The sequence below is a fragment of the Rhodococcus sp. P1Y genome, assembly GCF_003641205.1.
Classification (GTDB): Bacteria; Actinomycetota; Actinomycetes; order Mycobacteriales; family Mycobacteriaceae; genus Rhodococcoides.
Map to the genome: position 1 here is coordinate 136,293 of NZ_CP032762.1, position 14,196 is coordinate 150,488.

Here is a 14,196-nt window from a genome sequence, read left to right on the forward strand (position 1 = left end):
TCCTTTGGAGGAAGGTGGACGTCACAGAGCCTGAGCCGGGGCGTCGAAAGATAGTGAGGGACAAGCACACGAGCAGGGCGGTAGGTGAAAGACCTACCGCCCTGCTCGGTCTCGTGAAGATGGGAAAGCGAAGATCAGTTCTTCTCGATCTCGTTGTAGATCGGGATTCCGTCCCAGCCGATCTTCACGTTGGTGACGTTCTCGGACCAACCGCTTGCTGCGTTGCGGTACCAGTTCGGTACTGCCGGAAGGTCGTTGAGAAGGATCGCCTGAGCCTGGTTGACCAGCTCCTGCGCTTTGTCCTTGTCGGTCTCACTCGCGGATTCGCGGAGCAGTCGGTCGAACTCGGGGTTGGAGTAGTCACCGTCGTTGGAGCTGCCGCCGGTCTGGTAGTTCTGCGCCAGGAAGCCATACTGCTGCGGGTAGTCACCCTGCCAGCCCGAACGGAACGCCGTCGGGATGGTGCGGTTGGTGGCCTCGGTACGCAGCTGCGCGAACGTCGGGTACGGAGCGCCCTGCGCCTCGATGCCGAGCGTATTGCGAATGCTGTTGGTGACTGCGTCGACCCATTCCTGGTGTCCGCCATCGGAGTTGTAGGCGATGGCGAACGTGCCCGTCCACGGTGCGATGGCGTCTGCCTGAGCCCAGAGGGCCTTTGCGGCATCGGGGTCGTACTCGACGTTGGTCTCGTTCTCGAGCGAGTCCGTCCAGCCTTCGATAGCGGGGCTGGTGTAGTCCTTGGCCGGGGTACGAGTGTTGTTGAAGATCTGCTCGGTGATCTGGTCGCGGTTGATCGCCTTGGAGATCGCCTGACGACGCAGCACGCCTTCTTCGCCGCCGAAGTGCGCGAGGCGCGACGGGATGGTGAAGGTCTCGATGCTGGCAGACGGCTGGTTGACCGTGCGTCCGGGCAGATCGGTCTCGAAGGTGGTCACGGCCGAGGACGGAACGTTGTCGAGAACGTCGACGTTGTTCGACAGCAGATCCGTGTACGCGGTGTCGAGGTTGCTGTAGAGGATGAAGCTGATACCACCGTTGGCCGGCTTACGGTTTCCGTCGTAATCCGGGTTGGTGACCAGATCGATCTTCACGTTGTGCTGCCAAGCGCCCTCCTGGGCGAACTTGTACGGGCCGTTGCCGATCGGGTTCTCGCCGAATGCAGCGATATCGGTGTAGGCGACCTCGGGCAGCGGGTAGTACGCGGCGAAGCCGAGACGATCGGGGAACGCTGCCTCGGGCTGCTTGAGCTCGATGGTGAACGTCTTGTCGTCGACCACCTTCAGACCGGACATCGTCTGAACCGTCGGGTTCTCGGCTGCAACCTCGTCGTAGCCGGCAATCGGATCGAAGAACGAACCCTGCAGCTGCGCGTTGGTCGAGAGAGCGCCGTAGTTCCAGGCGTCGACGAACGAGTTGGACGTGACGGGGGTGCCGTCGGTGAACGTCCAGCCGTCCTTCAGGGTGACGGTGTAGTTCTGGCCGTCGGTGGTGTCGATGGACTCGGCGACCTCGTTCTCGACACCGCCCTCCGGGGTGTACGAGACCAAGCCTGCGAAGATCGAGTCGACGACTCGTCCACCGGTGTTCTCGCTGGTGTTCGTCGGAACGAGCGGATTCTGGGGCTCGCCGCTCCAGGCGTTGATGATGGCGGAGCCGTCTCCGGATCCACCTCCGCTGGACGAGTCACTCGATGAGCACGCCGTGACCAGCGCCGCTCCTACGACAACTGCTATCGCAGCTGTCGCAATGCGTGTTCTACGCAAGACAAATCCTCTCTATCGGTTGATCACGGGTTCGCCGTGATCGTTCCCCACGGGCGTCACGCCCACGGGGTTCTGTGGGGCGACCGCCGGCCACCCCACGCATGGCGGGTGGCAACGATCTCAATAACGAGGACTTTAGACACACGTTGAAACGATCATGTGAACTCCCCCGCATTTAGCTGACCGGCGAGTAGGCACGAAACATGTCCGAAACGTTTCGGCAAGTCATTTCCCGAGATCTGTCGGCCCCTCCGCCGAGACCTGCCCATTCGAACAGTGCCCGGTACCGCCCACCGCGCCAAACCAACCGATCACCGCAGATCAGAGGGTTGCACCCCGCTGCAACGATGCGACAGCGCTCACATGTGACTACCCTCACTAAGGCTGCAAGAGCGTTGTAATGGACGGACGAAAGCGAGCAATTCGAAGATGACGACCAGTACCTCCGGAGCCCACGAGAGCGTTGCGGATTCCTACCCGCCCTCCGCGGAGTTCACGGCGCAGGCCAACGCGACCGCCGGTCTCTACGACGAAGCCGAACAGGACCGCCTGGCGTTCTGGGCAGAGCAGGCTCGCAGGCTGCACTGGCACACCCCGTTCACCGAGGTCCTCGACTGGTCGGACGCACCCGTCGCCAAGTGGTTCGGCGACGGAGAACTCAACGTCGCCTACAACTGCGTGGATCGCCATGTCGTCGACGGTCACGGTGATCAGGTCGCCATCCATTGGGAAGGCGAACCCGGCGACAGCCGCGACGTCACCTACTCCGACCTGCTCGCCGAAGTCAGCCAGGCCGCCAACACCCTCACCGAACTTGGCCTCGTCTCCGGCGACCGCGTAGCGATCTACATGCCGATGATCCCCGAGGCCATCGTCTCGATCCTGGCCTGCGCACGCCTGGGACTGACCCACTCCGTCGTCTTCGCAGGCTTCTCCGCCACCGCACTGCGCTCACGCATCGACGACGCCGAAGCCAAACTCGTCATCACCACCGACGGCCAGTGGCGACGCGGCAAGCCTGCTCCCATCAAGGCCACCGTCGACGAAGCTGTCGACGGGGCAGCCTCCATCGAACACGTTCTGGTGGTCAAGCGCACCGATTCCGAGGTCACGTGGACCGAAGGCCGCGACCTGTGGTGGCACGAGACCGTCGCCCAGGCGTCGAAAGAGCATGAAGCGCAGCCGTTCCCGGCCGAGCATCCTCTGTTCATCCTCTACACATCCGGTACGACGGGTAAGCCCAAGGGCATCATCCACACCTCGGGCGGCTATCTGACCCAGACGTCGTACACCCATCACAACGTCTTCGACCACAAGCCGGGCAAGGACGTCTACTGGTGCACCGCCGACATCGGCTGGGTGACAGGGCATTCCTATATCGTCTACGGACCGCTGTCGAACCGCGCGACTCAGGTGGTCTACGAGGGAACCCCGAATTCTCCTGACGAGCACCGCCATTGGAACGTCATCGAGAAGTACAAGGTATCGATCTACTACACCTCCCCCACCCTGGTTCGTACGTTCATGAAGTGGGGCAAGGAGATTCCCGAGGCACACGACCTGTCCTCGATCCGTCTGCTCGGCTCGGTCGGTGAGCCGATCAACCCCGAGGCGTGGCGCTGGTTCCGCGACGTCGTCGGCGGCGGCACGGCACCGATAGTCGACACGTGGTGGCAGACCGAAACCGGCGCGATCATGATCTCCCCGCTCCCCGGCGTCACCGCCACCAAGCCCGGCTCGGCCATGACCCCGCTACCAGGCATCTCGGCGAAGATCGTCGACGACGACGCCAAGCCGCTCGGAAACGGCGGAAACGGCTACCTCGTCCTCGACCAGCCGTGGCCGTCGATGCTCCGCGGCATCTGGGGTGACATGGAGCGATACAAGGACACCTACTGGTCCCGGTACGCCGAAGAGGGCTGGTACTTCGCCGGTGACGGCGCCAAGTACGACGACGACGGCGCCCTGTGGGTACTCGGACGCGTCGACGACGTCATGAACATCTCCGGCCACCGCATCTCCACGAGCGAGGTCGAATCCGCACTGGTGAGCCACCACGGCGTCGCCGAAGCAGCGGTCGTGGGCGCCGCGGACGAGACCACCGGGCAGGGCATCGTCGCGTTCGTCATCCTGCGCGCGGGAGTGGAGAACACTGGCGACGCACTGATCAAGGAACTCAAAGATCAAGTGTCGAAGGAGATCTCACCGATCGCCAAGCCACGAGAAATCTCCATCGTCCCCGAACTCCCGAAGACCCGCTCCGGCAAGATCATGCGTCGCCTACTGCGCGACGTAGCCGAGGGCCGCGAACTCGGTGACGTCTCCACCCTCGTCGACCCGAAGGTGTTCGAGTCGATCAAGAAGGGCCGCTAGTTCCTGCTGGCTCGTCGGGTCGCTCCGCTGGCTCCGCTCCTGCCCGCAAATACCCCCGCTTTGTGCGCCCAGGACTCCTGGATCCGCACAACGCGGGGGTATTTTTCACTCGGCGTCAGACGTTCTCGAGCTGCTGATCCCTGGTTTCCTTCATGACGATCAACGCTGCGAGCGTCAGCGCGGCGACGATGGCGAGGTATACGCCCACCCAGCCGACGCCGTAGCTCGACACGAGCCAGGTGGCGATGAACGGCGCCACAGCGGCACCGAGGATCGAGCTGGTGTTGTACGAGATTCCCGAACCCGTGTAGCGCACGTTGGTCGGGAACAGCTCCGGCAGAACGGCGCTCATCGGTCCGAATGTCAGACCCATCAGCCCTAGACCGACGCACATGAAGACCAGCATGCGTCCGGCCGATGCGCTCTCGGGCGCTGCGAACCAGTTGAACGACAACCCGAACACGACGATCGCGCTGGTGATGACGATGAGCGTCGGGCGCCGCCCGTACTTGTCGGCGAGCCGTCCTGCGACCGGAATCAGCGCGGCAAAGAAGAGCACCGCGATGAGCTGCAGTTCGAGGAACTCCGTGTACGCGATGGTGATCTTCGGGCCGTTCACGTCCGAGACCTTGCCGGTGCCGTAGCTGACCACCCACGTCGTCATGATGTAGAAGAGCGTGTAGGTCGCGAGCATGACGAACGTGCCGATGATCAGCTGACGCCAGCTGGTCCTGAAGACCTCCGCGAGCGGTGTCTTGACCTTCTGACCGCGTTCGACGGCGAGTTTGAACACCGGGGTCTCTTCGAGCTTGAGACGGACGTACAGACCGATGATGACCATGACCGCGCTCAGCAGGAACGGGATGCGCCAACCCCAGCTGAGGAACGCATGATCGGTGCCGGAGTTGGCGGCGTCGTAACCGGTGATCGTGACGATCAGCAGGAAGATGCCGTTGGCGAAGAAGAAGCCGATGGGGGCGCCGAGCTGCGGATACATCGCCGCCCACGCACGCTTTCCTGGCTTCGCGGTTTCGGTGGCCAGCAATGCTGCTCCACTCCACTCACCGCCGAGACCGACGCCCTGGGTGAAGCGCATGACCGCCAACAGTGCAGGCGCCAGCAGTCCCACCGAGTCGTACGTGGGCAACAGGCCGATCAAGAAGGTTGCGACGCCCATCGTCAGCAACGAGCCCACGAGTGTCGCCTTGCGTCCGATTCGGTCGCCGAAATGGCCGAACAGAATCGATCCGATGGGACGCGCGATGAACGCGAGACCGAACGTCGCGAACGACGCCAGCAGCGCCGTCGTGTCGTTGCCTGCCGGAAAGAACAGCTTCGGGAAGACGAGAACCGCGGCCGTCGCGTAGATGTAGAAGTCGAAGAATTCGATCGACGTGCCGACCATGGAAGCGACGACGATGCGAGACCGTGGTACCTCCGGCGCCGGTGCAGTTGAGCCGTCTCCTGGGACGGCCGAGGTAGTACTCACGGTTGTGCTCCTGCGATTGCGGTCGAGAGAATGGGGTATGGGAACGTCAGGTGAAGTTACCTGATGAGAACCTGAGAATTTATCTTCATACTCGATTCCGGTTCGAGTTCACGTAGCCACGAAGCAAGGTCGCCGGGATCGGCACTAGTGTTACGGCGAAGACCGACGAGAAACGATGAGCACCAGCAAGTGGAGGGGTCGAGAAGTTGAGCGAGACCAATCGCGGCAGTAGCGCGGGCTACCGAGACGGAGTACCGAACACAATTTCGTCCATCCCGCTGTCGGATGTCGACTACCGCGCGCCAGGCACCGGGACTATCGGCAACCTCGTCAAGGACGCGACGACGCAGGTCTCCACCCTGGTACGCGCCGAGGTCGAACTCGCCAAGGCCGAGGTCACCGGTGAGATCAAGAAGGGCTTGCAGGGCAGCCTGTTCTTTCTTCTCGCACTCGCCGTTCTGATCTTCAGCGCTTTCTTCTTCTTCTTCTTCGCAGCCGAGACCCTCGACATCTGGCTGCCCCGATGGGCGTCGTTCCTGATCGTTTTCGTGGTGATGCTGTTGACCGCTGCGATCTTCGGCCTTCTCGGTTATCTCCGGGTCAAGAAGCTGCGCAAGCCCGAGAAGACGATCGATTCGCTCAAGCAGGCGTCGACCGTACTGCCGAACCAGCACGAGTCCACCCCCGGCATCCCCGGTTACAAGAAGTAGCGCCTCGCTCACATCATGATCCAGCCAGACCCGTCGACCGTCCGCTTCGCGGGTCCGTGGACGCACCGCGACATCCACGCGAATGGAATCCGCTTCCACGTCGTGGAGACGGCCACCGCTCCGCCCGACGCGCCGCTGGTGGTGTTGCTCCACGGTTTCGCTGATTTCTGGTGGTCGTGGCGCCACCAGCTGACCGCACTGTCGGCCGCGGGCTATCGCGCGGTGGCCGTCGACCTTCGCGGATACGGGGACACCGACAAACCACCACGCGGATACGACGGCTGGACGCTCGCCGGTGACGTCGTCGGTCTCATTCGCGCACTCGGTTACGGACAGGCCACGCTCGTCGGGCATGCCGACGGCGGACTCGTGTGCTGGGCGACGGCTGCGCTTCATCCCCGGATGGTCACGTCCATCGGGTTGGTCGGCTCGCCTCATCCAATCGCGTTACGCAGGGCTGTCCTGAAGAACAAGGCTCAACGACGGGCCCTGCTGCCGTTCTTCCTGCGCTACCAAGTACCGCTCGTTCCGGAGCGGACGCTGACGAAGGCCGGGGGCGACGCGGTCGAACAGCTCTTCAGGTCGCGCACGAGCCCGTCTTGGCAGGGCACCGAAGAATTCGCCGATGCGTCGACGCACATGCGGTCCGCAATTCGGATCGCCGGTGCCGCACATTGTGCGCTGGAGTATCAGCGCTGGGCGTTCAGAAGCCAGTTCCGCTCGGACGGCCGACGCTTCATGCAGGCAATGGACGAGGAATTGAAGATCCCTGTTCTGCAGATCCGCGGCGAGCTCGATCCGTACGTCCTGGCCCGTACGGTCGAGGGCGATGCCCGGTGGGCACCTCGACGCAGGCTCCACACCGTCCTCGGTGCCGGGCACTACGCGCACCAGGAAGCACCGGACGAGGTCACCGAGCAGCTGAAGGAATTGCTCTAGGCGCTACGCGCCTACAGAATGCAGGCTCCCGTTCCGACGGGGACCGGACTCGACAGACTCTGCTGCAGTTCGTCGGCGATTTCGTCGGCTGTGAGGACGAAGCCGGTGTCGGGATCGTCGACGGCTGCACCGAAAACGAGGCCGAGAATCTGTCCGTTCTCCGAGACGAGTGGTCCGCCGGAGTTGCCCTGCCGAACGGTTCCGCGGACGGTGTAGACCTGCCGTTCGACGGTGCCGGTGCGGTAGATGTCGGGTCCGCTGAGGTTCAGTACTTCACGAACTCGTGCGGGGCTCGCCGTGTACGGGCCTCCGCCTGGGTAGCCGAGCACGATTGCGCTCTCCCCAGATGTTGCTGGGTTGTCGACGAAGTTCAGCACCGGCGCTTGCAGACCCGGCACACGCAGAATCGCGACGTCCTCCTCCGGATCGAAGAGCACGACCTCGGCATCGAGAACAGTTCCGAGCGAGTCGACAGTGATGCCGTCGGTGCCCGCGACGACGTGGGCGTTGGTCATCACCATCTCGGGTGCGACGACGAAACCGGAACCTTCGAGCGCCTTCTGGCAGCTCGGTGCGACGCCGCTGATCTTGAGAACGCTCTCGTGAAGCTGTTGGACAACCGGACTCGCCTGCAGAGCGGGGTCGGGCGGCTCGACGTTCGCGACCGGGGTGCGTCCGAACGGTCCGATGACGTCGGGAAGACCCGAGGTGTCGAGCAACGCCGAGAATTCCTTCGGAACTTCCCGAAGCCATTGCGGCGCAGCCTCGTCGACCTTCCCCAACACCTTCGAACCACGCACGGCGCTTGCGACATCCGGCTGAGACGACGACGTCAGCGGAATCGCCAGCAGCCACGCGGCCGCGAGGACCGCTACGGCCTGCAGGCCGGCTCCGACGACGCTGTCGACCGATCGCGCTCCGCGGGAATGCATTCCGCTGCGCAGCGCACGCCCGAGCACCATGCCGGACACTTCGCCGACGATCACGAGGACCACGATCAATCCGATGCCGACGAACACTCGCAACCTGGACCCGTCGACGTGTTCGAGCACGTGCGGTGCGATCAGAATTCCCGCGACGGCACCGAGCACGACACCCAGAAACGCCATCGCCGACGCCACCGCGCCCTGTCGCCACCCCGAGGACGCCGCCAGCAACGCTACCCCGACAACGACGACGTCGACCCACGTGGAGCCCGTCACACTGAACCGCCTACCGCTGCCAAGCTCGCCTCCAGATCGCGAATGTCACTCGTGTCCCATTCGGTTTCCCATCCGGAAACCGCGAGCAGGCCTGCCAGGATACCGCCGGTGAAGCCCCACACCAGCATTCCGTCGACGGCGAACGCCGGCCCCTGGTAGCCGGCCGGGTGCCTGACCTGAAAACGATTGTCCGGATCGAGGAGCGATCGGATCGGCACGCGCACCACCCGCGCGGCCTCGGCCGTGTCGACGACGCCCACAGCACTCGGTGCGCGCCAGTACGCCAACACGGGAACCACGTCGAACTGCGAAGGCGGAACATAGATGCCGGGCATCGTCGCCAGCGGTTGCACACCGGTAGGGTCCAGGCCCGTCTCCTCCTCGGCTTCACGCAGAGCCGTCGCGACGGGAGAATCGTCGCCCGGATCGGTGGCCCCGCCGGGGAACGCAACCTGACCGCTGTGTTGACGTAGCGTCGCGGCCCGCTGGGTCAGCAGAACATCTGCATCGGCAGGCAATCCGCCGCGAGCGGTCGCGTCGGCGTCTTCGGATCCTCCGAACAGGACCAATACTGCTGCCTGACGCGTGGTCGCGCCGTCGGGGGACACGCGTTCGAGGACCGGGTTGGTGCCGGTCGAATCGACGAGCCCGTGTTCACCGGCGGCCGCATCGACGACCTGTCCGAGCCACTGCGGCGTGGTCATAGGGCAATGCCCAAGTTCGTGGACACGGCCTCGTCTATTTCGTCGACACTGTCGAACGGTTGCGGCAACACCTTTGCGACAGTGCCATCCGCGCCGACGAGAATCGAGACCGGGAGCACGCTCGGCGCGCCGAGCGCTGCTGCTATACGACCGGTTCCGTCCTGAACTCCTGGCAGCGTGACACCGTAGTCGGCCAGCTTCGTCAGACCGTTCGACTCGTTTCGATCCTGATGGACCGTGAGCACGGTTATGCGGCCGTCCATTCGGTCGCCGTATTCCTGCAGATGCGGTAACTCCTGCGCACACGGCCCGCACCAGTACGCCCACAGGTTGATCAGCGCCGGCGTACCCGCCAATGCCTGGCCGAGATCGACGCGCGAGCCGTCGCCGATGCACTCGAGCACGATCCCGGTCAGTGGACCGCTGGAGGTGGCCGCTGGAGGTGGCGTCGGGCATCCGTCGAGCGCGGCCCGCTCCCGAAGCGGTGCGAGCGCTTCTGCCGTGTCCACCGAGCGGCGCTCCTCGGAAATCGGAGCACCCTGACCCGGCGCGGCCGTATCAGCCGGCAAGTCCTCCCCACGCGGCCAGATTGCGAAAACGAGGGCCGCGACGACCAGCAGGGCCGCCAACGACCAGCGAGCCGAAGATCCAGTCATGACTCGATGCCGGCAAGCGCGAGCAGATGCTCGGTTTCGGGACCCTTCACCAGGGCAGCTGCGGCAACCTTGTCTGTCGGACCGAGCCCGTAGGACGGGCAGTCCTTCGCGAGGATGCACACTCCGCAGGCCGGTTTGCGGGCGTGGCAGACCCGGCGGCCGTGAAAGATCACCCGGTGCGAGAGCAGAGTCCACTCCTTGCGCTCGATCAGCGCTCCGACCGCGTGCTCGACCTTGACCGGGTCTTCTTCCTCGGTCCACTGCCACCGACGAACGAGCCTTCCGAAATGAGTGTCGACGGTGATGCCCGGAACATCGAACGCGTTTCCCAGCACGACGTTGGCGGTCTTGCGACCGATTCCCGGCAGCGTGACGAGGTCCTTCAGATTCGCGGGAACCTCGCCGTCGAACTTCTCGAGCAACGTTGAGCCGAGGCCGATGAGCGAGTTGGCCTTGTTCCGGTAGAAGCCGGTGGTGCGAATGTATTCCTCGAGCTCGGTGCGATCGGCCTCCGCATAGTCCCGCGCAGTGCGATATCTCACGAAGAGCGCGGGCGTGACGAGATTGACGCGCTTGTCGGTGCATTGCGCGGACAGGATCGTTGCCACGGCGAGTTCGAGCGGATTGGTGAAGTCGAGTTCGCAGTACACATGCGGAAACGCCCGCGCCAACTCGCGATTCATGCGTCGCGCTCGACGCGTGAGCCCCAACTTCGTCTCTTCGCGTTTACGCACGTCGAGCGCAGAGGGCGCTGTCGATTTCACTCCACAACTGTACGGACAAGAATCTGCAACGAATCAGCCCTGTGTTCTTATCGAGACCTTTCCGGTGTTTACTGCTCGGTATGCAAGGACTCGCCGTTGTGCTCTTTCCTGTGCTCCTGATGCTGTTCGCGCTCGCCATGGAGCGCGTGGAGTTCCGCCTGAGCAAGCTGGGTGTTCGCGAACAAGAGGTGCAGGAATTCCTCGACCACGCCAGTAAATCCGAGGTCGCCACACTCGCCAACGAGGGCATGCCGCACGCGCTCGCCCGTTTCAACAGTCGAAAGCGTCGTACGCCGATCGCCGAGGAGATGGCAGACCAGCGGGCGAGCTGATAGCCCGAAATGTCGTATTCGAAGGTGAATTCGCGGTGAACGAACGCTTTCGTGCGAATCCTTCACGACGTTCCGGTGGCGCCGATCACTCGGTTTGGATCTCGGCGAAGTAGACTTCACCGAGATAATTGTCATGTTTGATTACTGGCACGGATTCGAGTTGTTGTGAGACGCACGAATCCGGGCCGCGAGAAACGCCTTCGTCGACGCGGGTGACCACGCCGACGACATCCCAAAAGGAGCGCAAGTGGACGACGTCCTGGCACGGGCCGGCATCTTCCAAGGAGTCGAACCCTCCGCGGTAGCGGCGCTGACCAAGCAGCTGCAGCCTGTCGATTTCCCTCGTGGACACGTGGTGTTCAACGAGGGCGAGCCAGGTGACCGGCTGTACATCATCGTCTCCGGCAAGATCAAGCTCGGTCGCCGCTCTCCGGACGGGCGTGAAAACCTGCTGACGATCATGGGCCCGTCGGACATGTTCGGTGAGCTCTCGATCTTCGACCCCGGCCCCCGCACGTCGACGGCCACCACGGTCACCGAGGTTCGGGCGGTCAGCATGGATCGCGACGCGCTCAAGGCATGGATCGACCAGCGCCCCGAGATCGCCGAGCAACTGCTGCGCGTGTTGGCACGTCGTCTTCGTCGTACCAACAACAACCTCGCAGACCTCATCTTCACCGACGTTCCCGGACGCGTCGCGAAGGCTCTGCTTCAGCTTGCGCAGCGCTTCGGCACGCAGGAAGCCGGATCTCTTCGTGTCACGCACGACCTCACGCAGGAAGAGATCGCCCAGCTCGTCGGCGCATCCCGCGAGACGGTCAACAAGGCCCTCGCCGACTTCGCTCACCGCGGATGGCTGCGCCTCGAAGGCAAGAGCGTGCTGATCTCGGATTCCGAGCGTCTCGCGCGCAGGGCCCGCTAGTTCTCTCGGAGGTAGGTCAGCTGCGCCTTGACCGACATGCGCGCAGCTGGCCACAACTTCTTGTCCACGTCCGAGTAGACACGCTTGACCACCTGCATGGGCTTGGCATTCGGTCCGATCTTTTCGACGGCTGCCCTGATCTGGTCCAGCCGCTCCAACCGGTGTGTTCGGTAGAAGCGCGCGATCTCGGCGGTATCGGCCACTTCGGCCCCGTGGCCCGGTAGCGTCACTTTCCCGCTCCCGACGGCTTCGAGCCGATCCAGCGAAGCAAGGTAATCGGCAAGGGTGCCGTCTTTCGGATCGAGCACGGTAGTTCCTCGTCCGAGGATCGTGTCACCCGTCAGAACAGCGTCATCGAGCACGAAGCTCAGCGAATCCGCCGTATGCCCGGGCGTCGCAAGCACCGTGATCTTCAGGCCCGCCACGTCGATTACCTCTCCGTCCTTCAGCGGCGTGCTGTCGCGGACGAAGTGCTCCGACGACGCACGGATCGGCGCACCGGTCTTCTTGTAGAACTTCTTCAGCCCACCCGTGTGGTCCTTGTGGCGGTGGGTCACCAAGACCAGCACGACATTTCCGGTCGCGGCCACGGCGTCGAGATGTCCGGAGTCCTTGGGACCTGGATCGACCACCACGACATCGTCGCTTCCCTGCGCCCGCAGAATCCACGTGTTCGTACCGTCGAGCGTCATCTTGCCCGGGTTGTCGGCGAGTAGAACCGACGCTGACGAGGTGACCTGTCGAAGCTGACCATAAGCCGGATGCGAGGAAGTCATAGTCGTACCTTAGGAGCATGAGAATCGGTTTGGTCGGCGCGGGTCCATGGGCCCGCGCCACACATGCACCGTCCCTTGCCGCGCATCCGGGCGTCGACTTCGCCGGCGTGTGGGCTCGGCGACCCGAGGCGGCCGCGGACCTGGGCGCACCGGTCTTCGAGAGCTACGACGCTCTCCTTGCCGACGTCGAGGCCGTGGCGTTCGCGGTACCCCCGCAAGTACAAGCTGGGATGGCAACGGCGGCGGCCCAGGCAGGCAAGCACGTGGTCCTCGACAAACCCATTGCCGCGACACTCGATGATGCAACGCGCCTGGCCGAGGCCGTGGGGCATGCAGGCGTCCGATCGATCGTTGCGTTGACACGTCGATTCGCACCCGAAACACGAGCGTTTCTCGACGAGACCCTGGGCAGGAAATGGAGCGCGGGCGCGGCGACGTGGTTGTCCGGTGCCGTGTTGGGCGGTGAGTACTCGAACTCGCCGTGGAGGCATCACGACGGCGCGCTGTTCGACGTCGGCCCGCACGTGTTCGATCTGCTCGACGTGACGCTCGGCTCGATCGTCGACGTCGCGCTGTGTCGTCGGGGCGAGTCTTCGGACGCCTGGACCGTGGTGCTCGAACACGACGGCGGCGCGGTGAGCAGTTCGCAGCTGTCGCTGGCGACCCCGGTCCAGCCGTCGGTGTTCAGGGTCGAGCTAAGTGGCAGCGACGGGGTGGTGTCACTGGCGGACCGGTCGACGTCTGCCGTCGACTGTTTCGAACTGCTGCTCGACGAGTTCCTGGCATCCCTGGAGGCGGGCACGGAGCATTCCTGCTCCGTCCAACGCGGCCTTCACCTGCAGAAAGTACTCGAGGGCGCGTTGGCCCAATGGCACGGTTAAGGCCCCTCTGGGGCACTTGACCGTGCCACTGGTCGCGTCAGACCTCGACGATCAGCTCGACCTCGACGGGAGCATTCAGCGGCAGTTCGGCGACTCCGACGGCCGAGCGCGCATGCTTGCCCGCATCGCCGAAGATTTCCCCGATGACGTCCGATGCGCCGTTGACAACGCCGGGCTGCCCGGTGAATCCCGGGGCCGACGCGACGAAGCCGACGGCTTTGACCACGCGCTTGATCGAGTCGACTCCGACCAGCGAGTTGATTGCCGCGAGGGCGTTCAGCGCACAGATCCGCGCCGCAGCGGTCGCTTCCTCGGCCGTGACCTCGGCCCCGACCTTGCCGGTCGAGGTCAGCTCACCGGATACAAGAGGTAGCTGGCCCGAGGTGTAGACGAGCGAACCCGTCTGTACAGCGGGAACGTACGCGGCCAGCGGAGGGACTACGGGCGGAAGTTCGATTCCGAGCTCGGCGAGGCGCTCACTCCACGTCACGACTAGACCTTCGGACGCTTGAAGTAGGCCACGAGCGTGTCGCCGCCGTTCGGCCCGGACATGATGGTCACGAGCTCCCATCCCTCGGCGCCGTAGTTGTCGAGAATCTGCTTGGTCGCGTGAATCAGGACCGGCGCAGTGAAGTACTCCCAGGTGATCTTTTCGCTCATGGAAGGTGAGCCTAGTCGGCGGATG

General features: G+C 63.9%; 15 protein-coding genes. 6 read left to right on the plus strand and 9 right to left on the minus strand.

Annotated features, from left to right (window positions below; translation table 11 throughout):
* Window positions 1–134: 134 nt before the first annotated feature.
* On the minus strand, window positions 135–1,763 hold the full coding sequence (locus tag D8W71_RS00650) for a peptide ABC transporter substrate-binding protein (RefSeq protein WP_121110082.1): 1,629 nt from the start codon (window positions 1,761–1,763) through the stop codon (window positions 135–137).
* A 429-nt stretch (window positions 1,764–2,192) separates the two neighbouring features.
* Here D8W71_RS00650 and acs point away from each other — a divergent pair, with 429 nt between their 5' ends.
* On the plus strand, window positions 2,193–4,136 hold the full coding sequence (acs, locus tag D8W71_RS00655; RefSeq protein WP_121110084.1) for an acetate--CoA ligase: 1,944 nt from the start codon (window positions 2,193–2,195) through the stop codon (window positions 4,134–4,136).
* 115 nt (window positions 4,137–4,251) lie between these two features.
* Here the strand turns inward: acs and D8W71_RS00660 are convergent, their stop codons facing one another.
* Complete coding sequence (locus tag D8W71_RS00660) at window positions 4,252–5,625, minus strand: MFS transporter (protein WP_201265216.1); 1,374 nt, start codon at window positions 5,623–5,625, stop codon at window positions 4,252–4,254.
* A 206-nt stretch (window positions 5,626–5,831) separates the two neighbouring features.
* On the opposite strand from D8W71_RS00660, the gene D8W71_RS00665 reads away from it, so the two are divergent.
* Both D8W71_RS00665 and D8W71_RS00670 read left to right on the plus strand, forming a co-directional pair.
* A complete protein-coding gene (locus tag D8W71_RS00665; RefSeq protein WP_121110088.1) occupies window positions 5,832–6,335 on the plus strand; it encodes a phage holin family protein in 504 nt (167 codons plus the stop codon).
* 15 nt (window positions 6,336–6,350) lie between these two features.
* Window positions 6,351–7,274: an alpha/beta fold hydrolase gene (locus D8W71_RS00670; RefSeq protein WP_121110090.1), complete on the plus strand. Its 924-nt coding sequence runs from the start codon at window positions 6,351–6,353 to the stop codon at window positions 7,272–7,274.
* Window positions 7,275–7,285: 11 nt separating this feature from the next.
* On the opposite strand, the gene marP is transcribed toward D8W71_RS00670, so the two are convergent.
* Genes marP through nth form a run of 4 tightly spaced genes read right to left on the minus strand, consistent with a single transcriptional unit; the run spans window position 7,286 to window position 10,519 of the window.
* Complete coding sequence (marP, locus tag D8W71_RS00675; protein ID WP_121110092.1) at window positions 7,286–8,476, minus strand: acid resistance serine protease MarP; 1,191 nt, start codon at window positions 8,474–8,476, stop codon at window positions 7,286–7,288.
* Complete coding sequence (locus tag D8W71_RS00680) at window positions 8,473–9,180, minus strand: NUDIX hydrolase (protein ID WP_121110094.1); 708 nt, start codon at window positions 9,178–9,180, stop codon at window positions 8,473–8,475. Before D8W71_RS00680 ends, marP begins: the two co-directional genes overlap by 4 nt.
* Window positions 9,177–9,836 carry a TlpA family protein disulfide reductase gene (locus tag D8W71_RS00685; RefSeq protein ID WP_121110096.1) on the minus strand — a complete coding sequence of 220 codons (660 nt, stop codon included), beginning with the start codon at window positions 9,834–9,836 and terminating at the stop codon, window positions 9,177–9,179. Before D8W71_RS00685 ends, D8W71_RS00680 begins: the two co-directional genes overlap by 4 nt.
* Entirely contained in the window at window positions 9,833–10,519 is a 687-nt protein-coding gene (gene nth / locus D8W71_RS00690) for an endonuclease III (RefSeq protein ID WP_236077877.1), read from the minus strand. The genes D8W71_RS00685 and nth overlap by 4 nt, the downstream gene beginning before the upstream one ends.
* A 161-nt stretch (window positions 10,520–10,680) precedes the next feature.
* Here nth and D8W71_RS00695 point away from each other — a divergent pair, with 161 nt between their 5' ends.
* Both D8W71_RS00695 and D8W71_RS00700 read left to right on the plus strand, forming a co-directional pair.
* Window positions 10,681–10,932, plus strand: a complete 252-nt coding sequence (locus D8W71_RS00695; RefSeq protein WP_121110100.1) for a hypothetical protein — start codon at window positions 10,681–10,683, stop codon at window positions 10,930–10,932.
* Window positions 10,933–11,179: 247 nt separating this feature from the next.
* Entirely contained in the window at window positions 11,180–11,854 is a 675-nt protein-coding gene (locus tag D8W71_RS00700) for a Crp/Fnr family transcriptional regulator (RefSeq protein WP_019662947.1), read from the plus strand.
* On the opposite strand, the gene D8W71_RS00705 is transcribed toward D8W71_RS00700, so the two are convergent.
* Window positions 11,851–12,630 (minus strand): MBL fold metallo-hydrolase, encoded by a 780-nt coding sequence (locus D8W71_RS00705; protein WP_121110102.1) that lies wholly within the window; start codon window positions 12,628–12,630, stop codon window positions 11,851–11,853. The genes D8W71_RS00700 and D8W71_RS00705 overlap by 4 nt on opposite strands.
* Before the next feature lie 17 nt (window positions 12,631–12,647).
* On the opposite strand from D8W71_RS00705, the gene D8W71_RS00710 reads away from it, so the two are divergent.
* The gene (locus tag D8W71_RS00710) at window positions 12,648–13,511 is read left to right on the plus strand and encodes a Gfo/Idh/MocA family protein (protein WP_121110104.1); all 864 of its coding nucleotides are present in this window, start codon (window positions 12,648–12,650) and stop codon (window positions 13,509–13,511) included.
* A gap of 37 nt (window positions 13,512–13,548) precedes the next feature.
* On the opposite strand, the gene D8W71_RS00715 is transcribed toward D8W71_RS00710, so the two are convergent.
* Together D8W71_RS00715 and D8W71_RS00720 are read right to left on the minus strand one after the other, a co-directional pair.
* Entirely contained in the window at window positions 13,549–14,001 is a 453-nt protein-coding gene (locus D8W71_RS00715) for a RidA family protein (RefSeq protein WP_236077655.1), read from the minus strand.
* Between the two features lie 2 nt (window positions 14,002–14,003).
* On the minus strand, window positions 14,004–14,171 hold the full coding sequence (locus tag D8W71_RS00720; RefSeq protein WP_121110108.1) for a DUF4177 domain-containing protein: 168 nt from the start codon (window positions 14,169–14,171) through the stop codon (window positions 14,004–14,006).
* Between the last annotated feature and the right edge of the window lie 25 nt (window positions 14,172–14,196).

Coding starts and splice junctions, on each gene's coding strand:
- acs (WP_121110084.1), top strand. CDS start 2,193: ATGACGACCAGTACCTCCGGAGCCCACGAGAGCGTTGCGGATTCCTAC.
- D8W71_RS00670 (WP_121110090.1), top strand. CDS start 6,351: ATGATCCAGCCAGACCCGTCGACCGTCCGCTTCGCGGGTCCGTGGACG.
- D8W71_RS00680 (WP_121110094.1), bottom strand. CDS start 9,180: ATGACCACGCCGCAGTGGCTCGGACAGGTCGTCGATGCGGCCGCCGGT.
- D8W71_RS00685 (WP_121110096.1), bottom strand. CDS start 9,836: ATGACTGGATCTTCGGCTCGCTGGTCGTTGGCGGCCCTGCTGGTCGTC.
- nth (WP_236077877.1), bottom strand. CDS start 10,519: ATGAATCGCGAGTTGGCGCGGGCGTTTCCGCATGTGTACTGCGAACTC.
- D8W71_RS00695 (WP_121110100.1), top strand. CDS start 10,681: ATGCAAGGACTCGCCGTTGTGCTCTTTCCTGTGCTCCTGATGCTGTTC.
- D8W71_RS00705 (WP_121110102.1), bottom strand. CDS start 12,630: ATGACTTCCTCGCATCCGGCTTATGGTCAGCTTCGACAGGTCACCTCG.
- D8W71_RS00710 (WP_121110104.1), top strand. CDS start 12,648: ATGAGAATCGGTTTGGTCGGCGCGGGTCCATGGGCCCGCGCCACACAT.
- D8W71_RS00720 (WP_121110108.1), bottom strand. CDS start 14,171: ATGAGCGAAAAGATCACCTGGGAGTACTTCACTGCGCCGGTCCTGATT.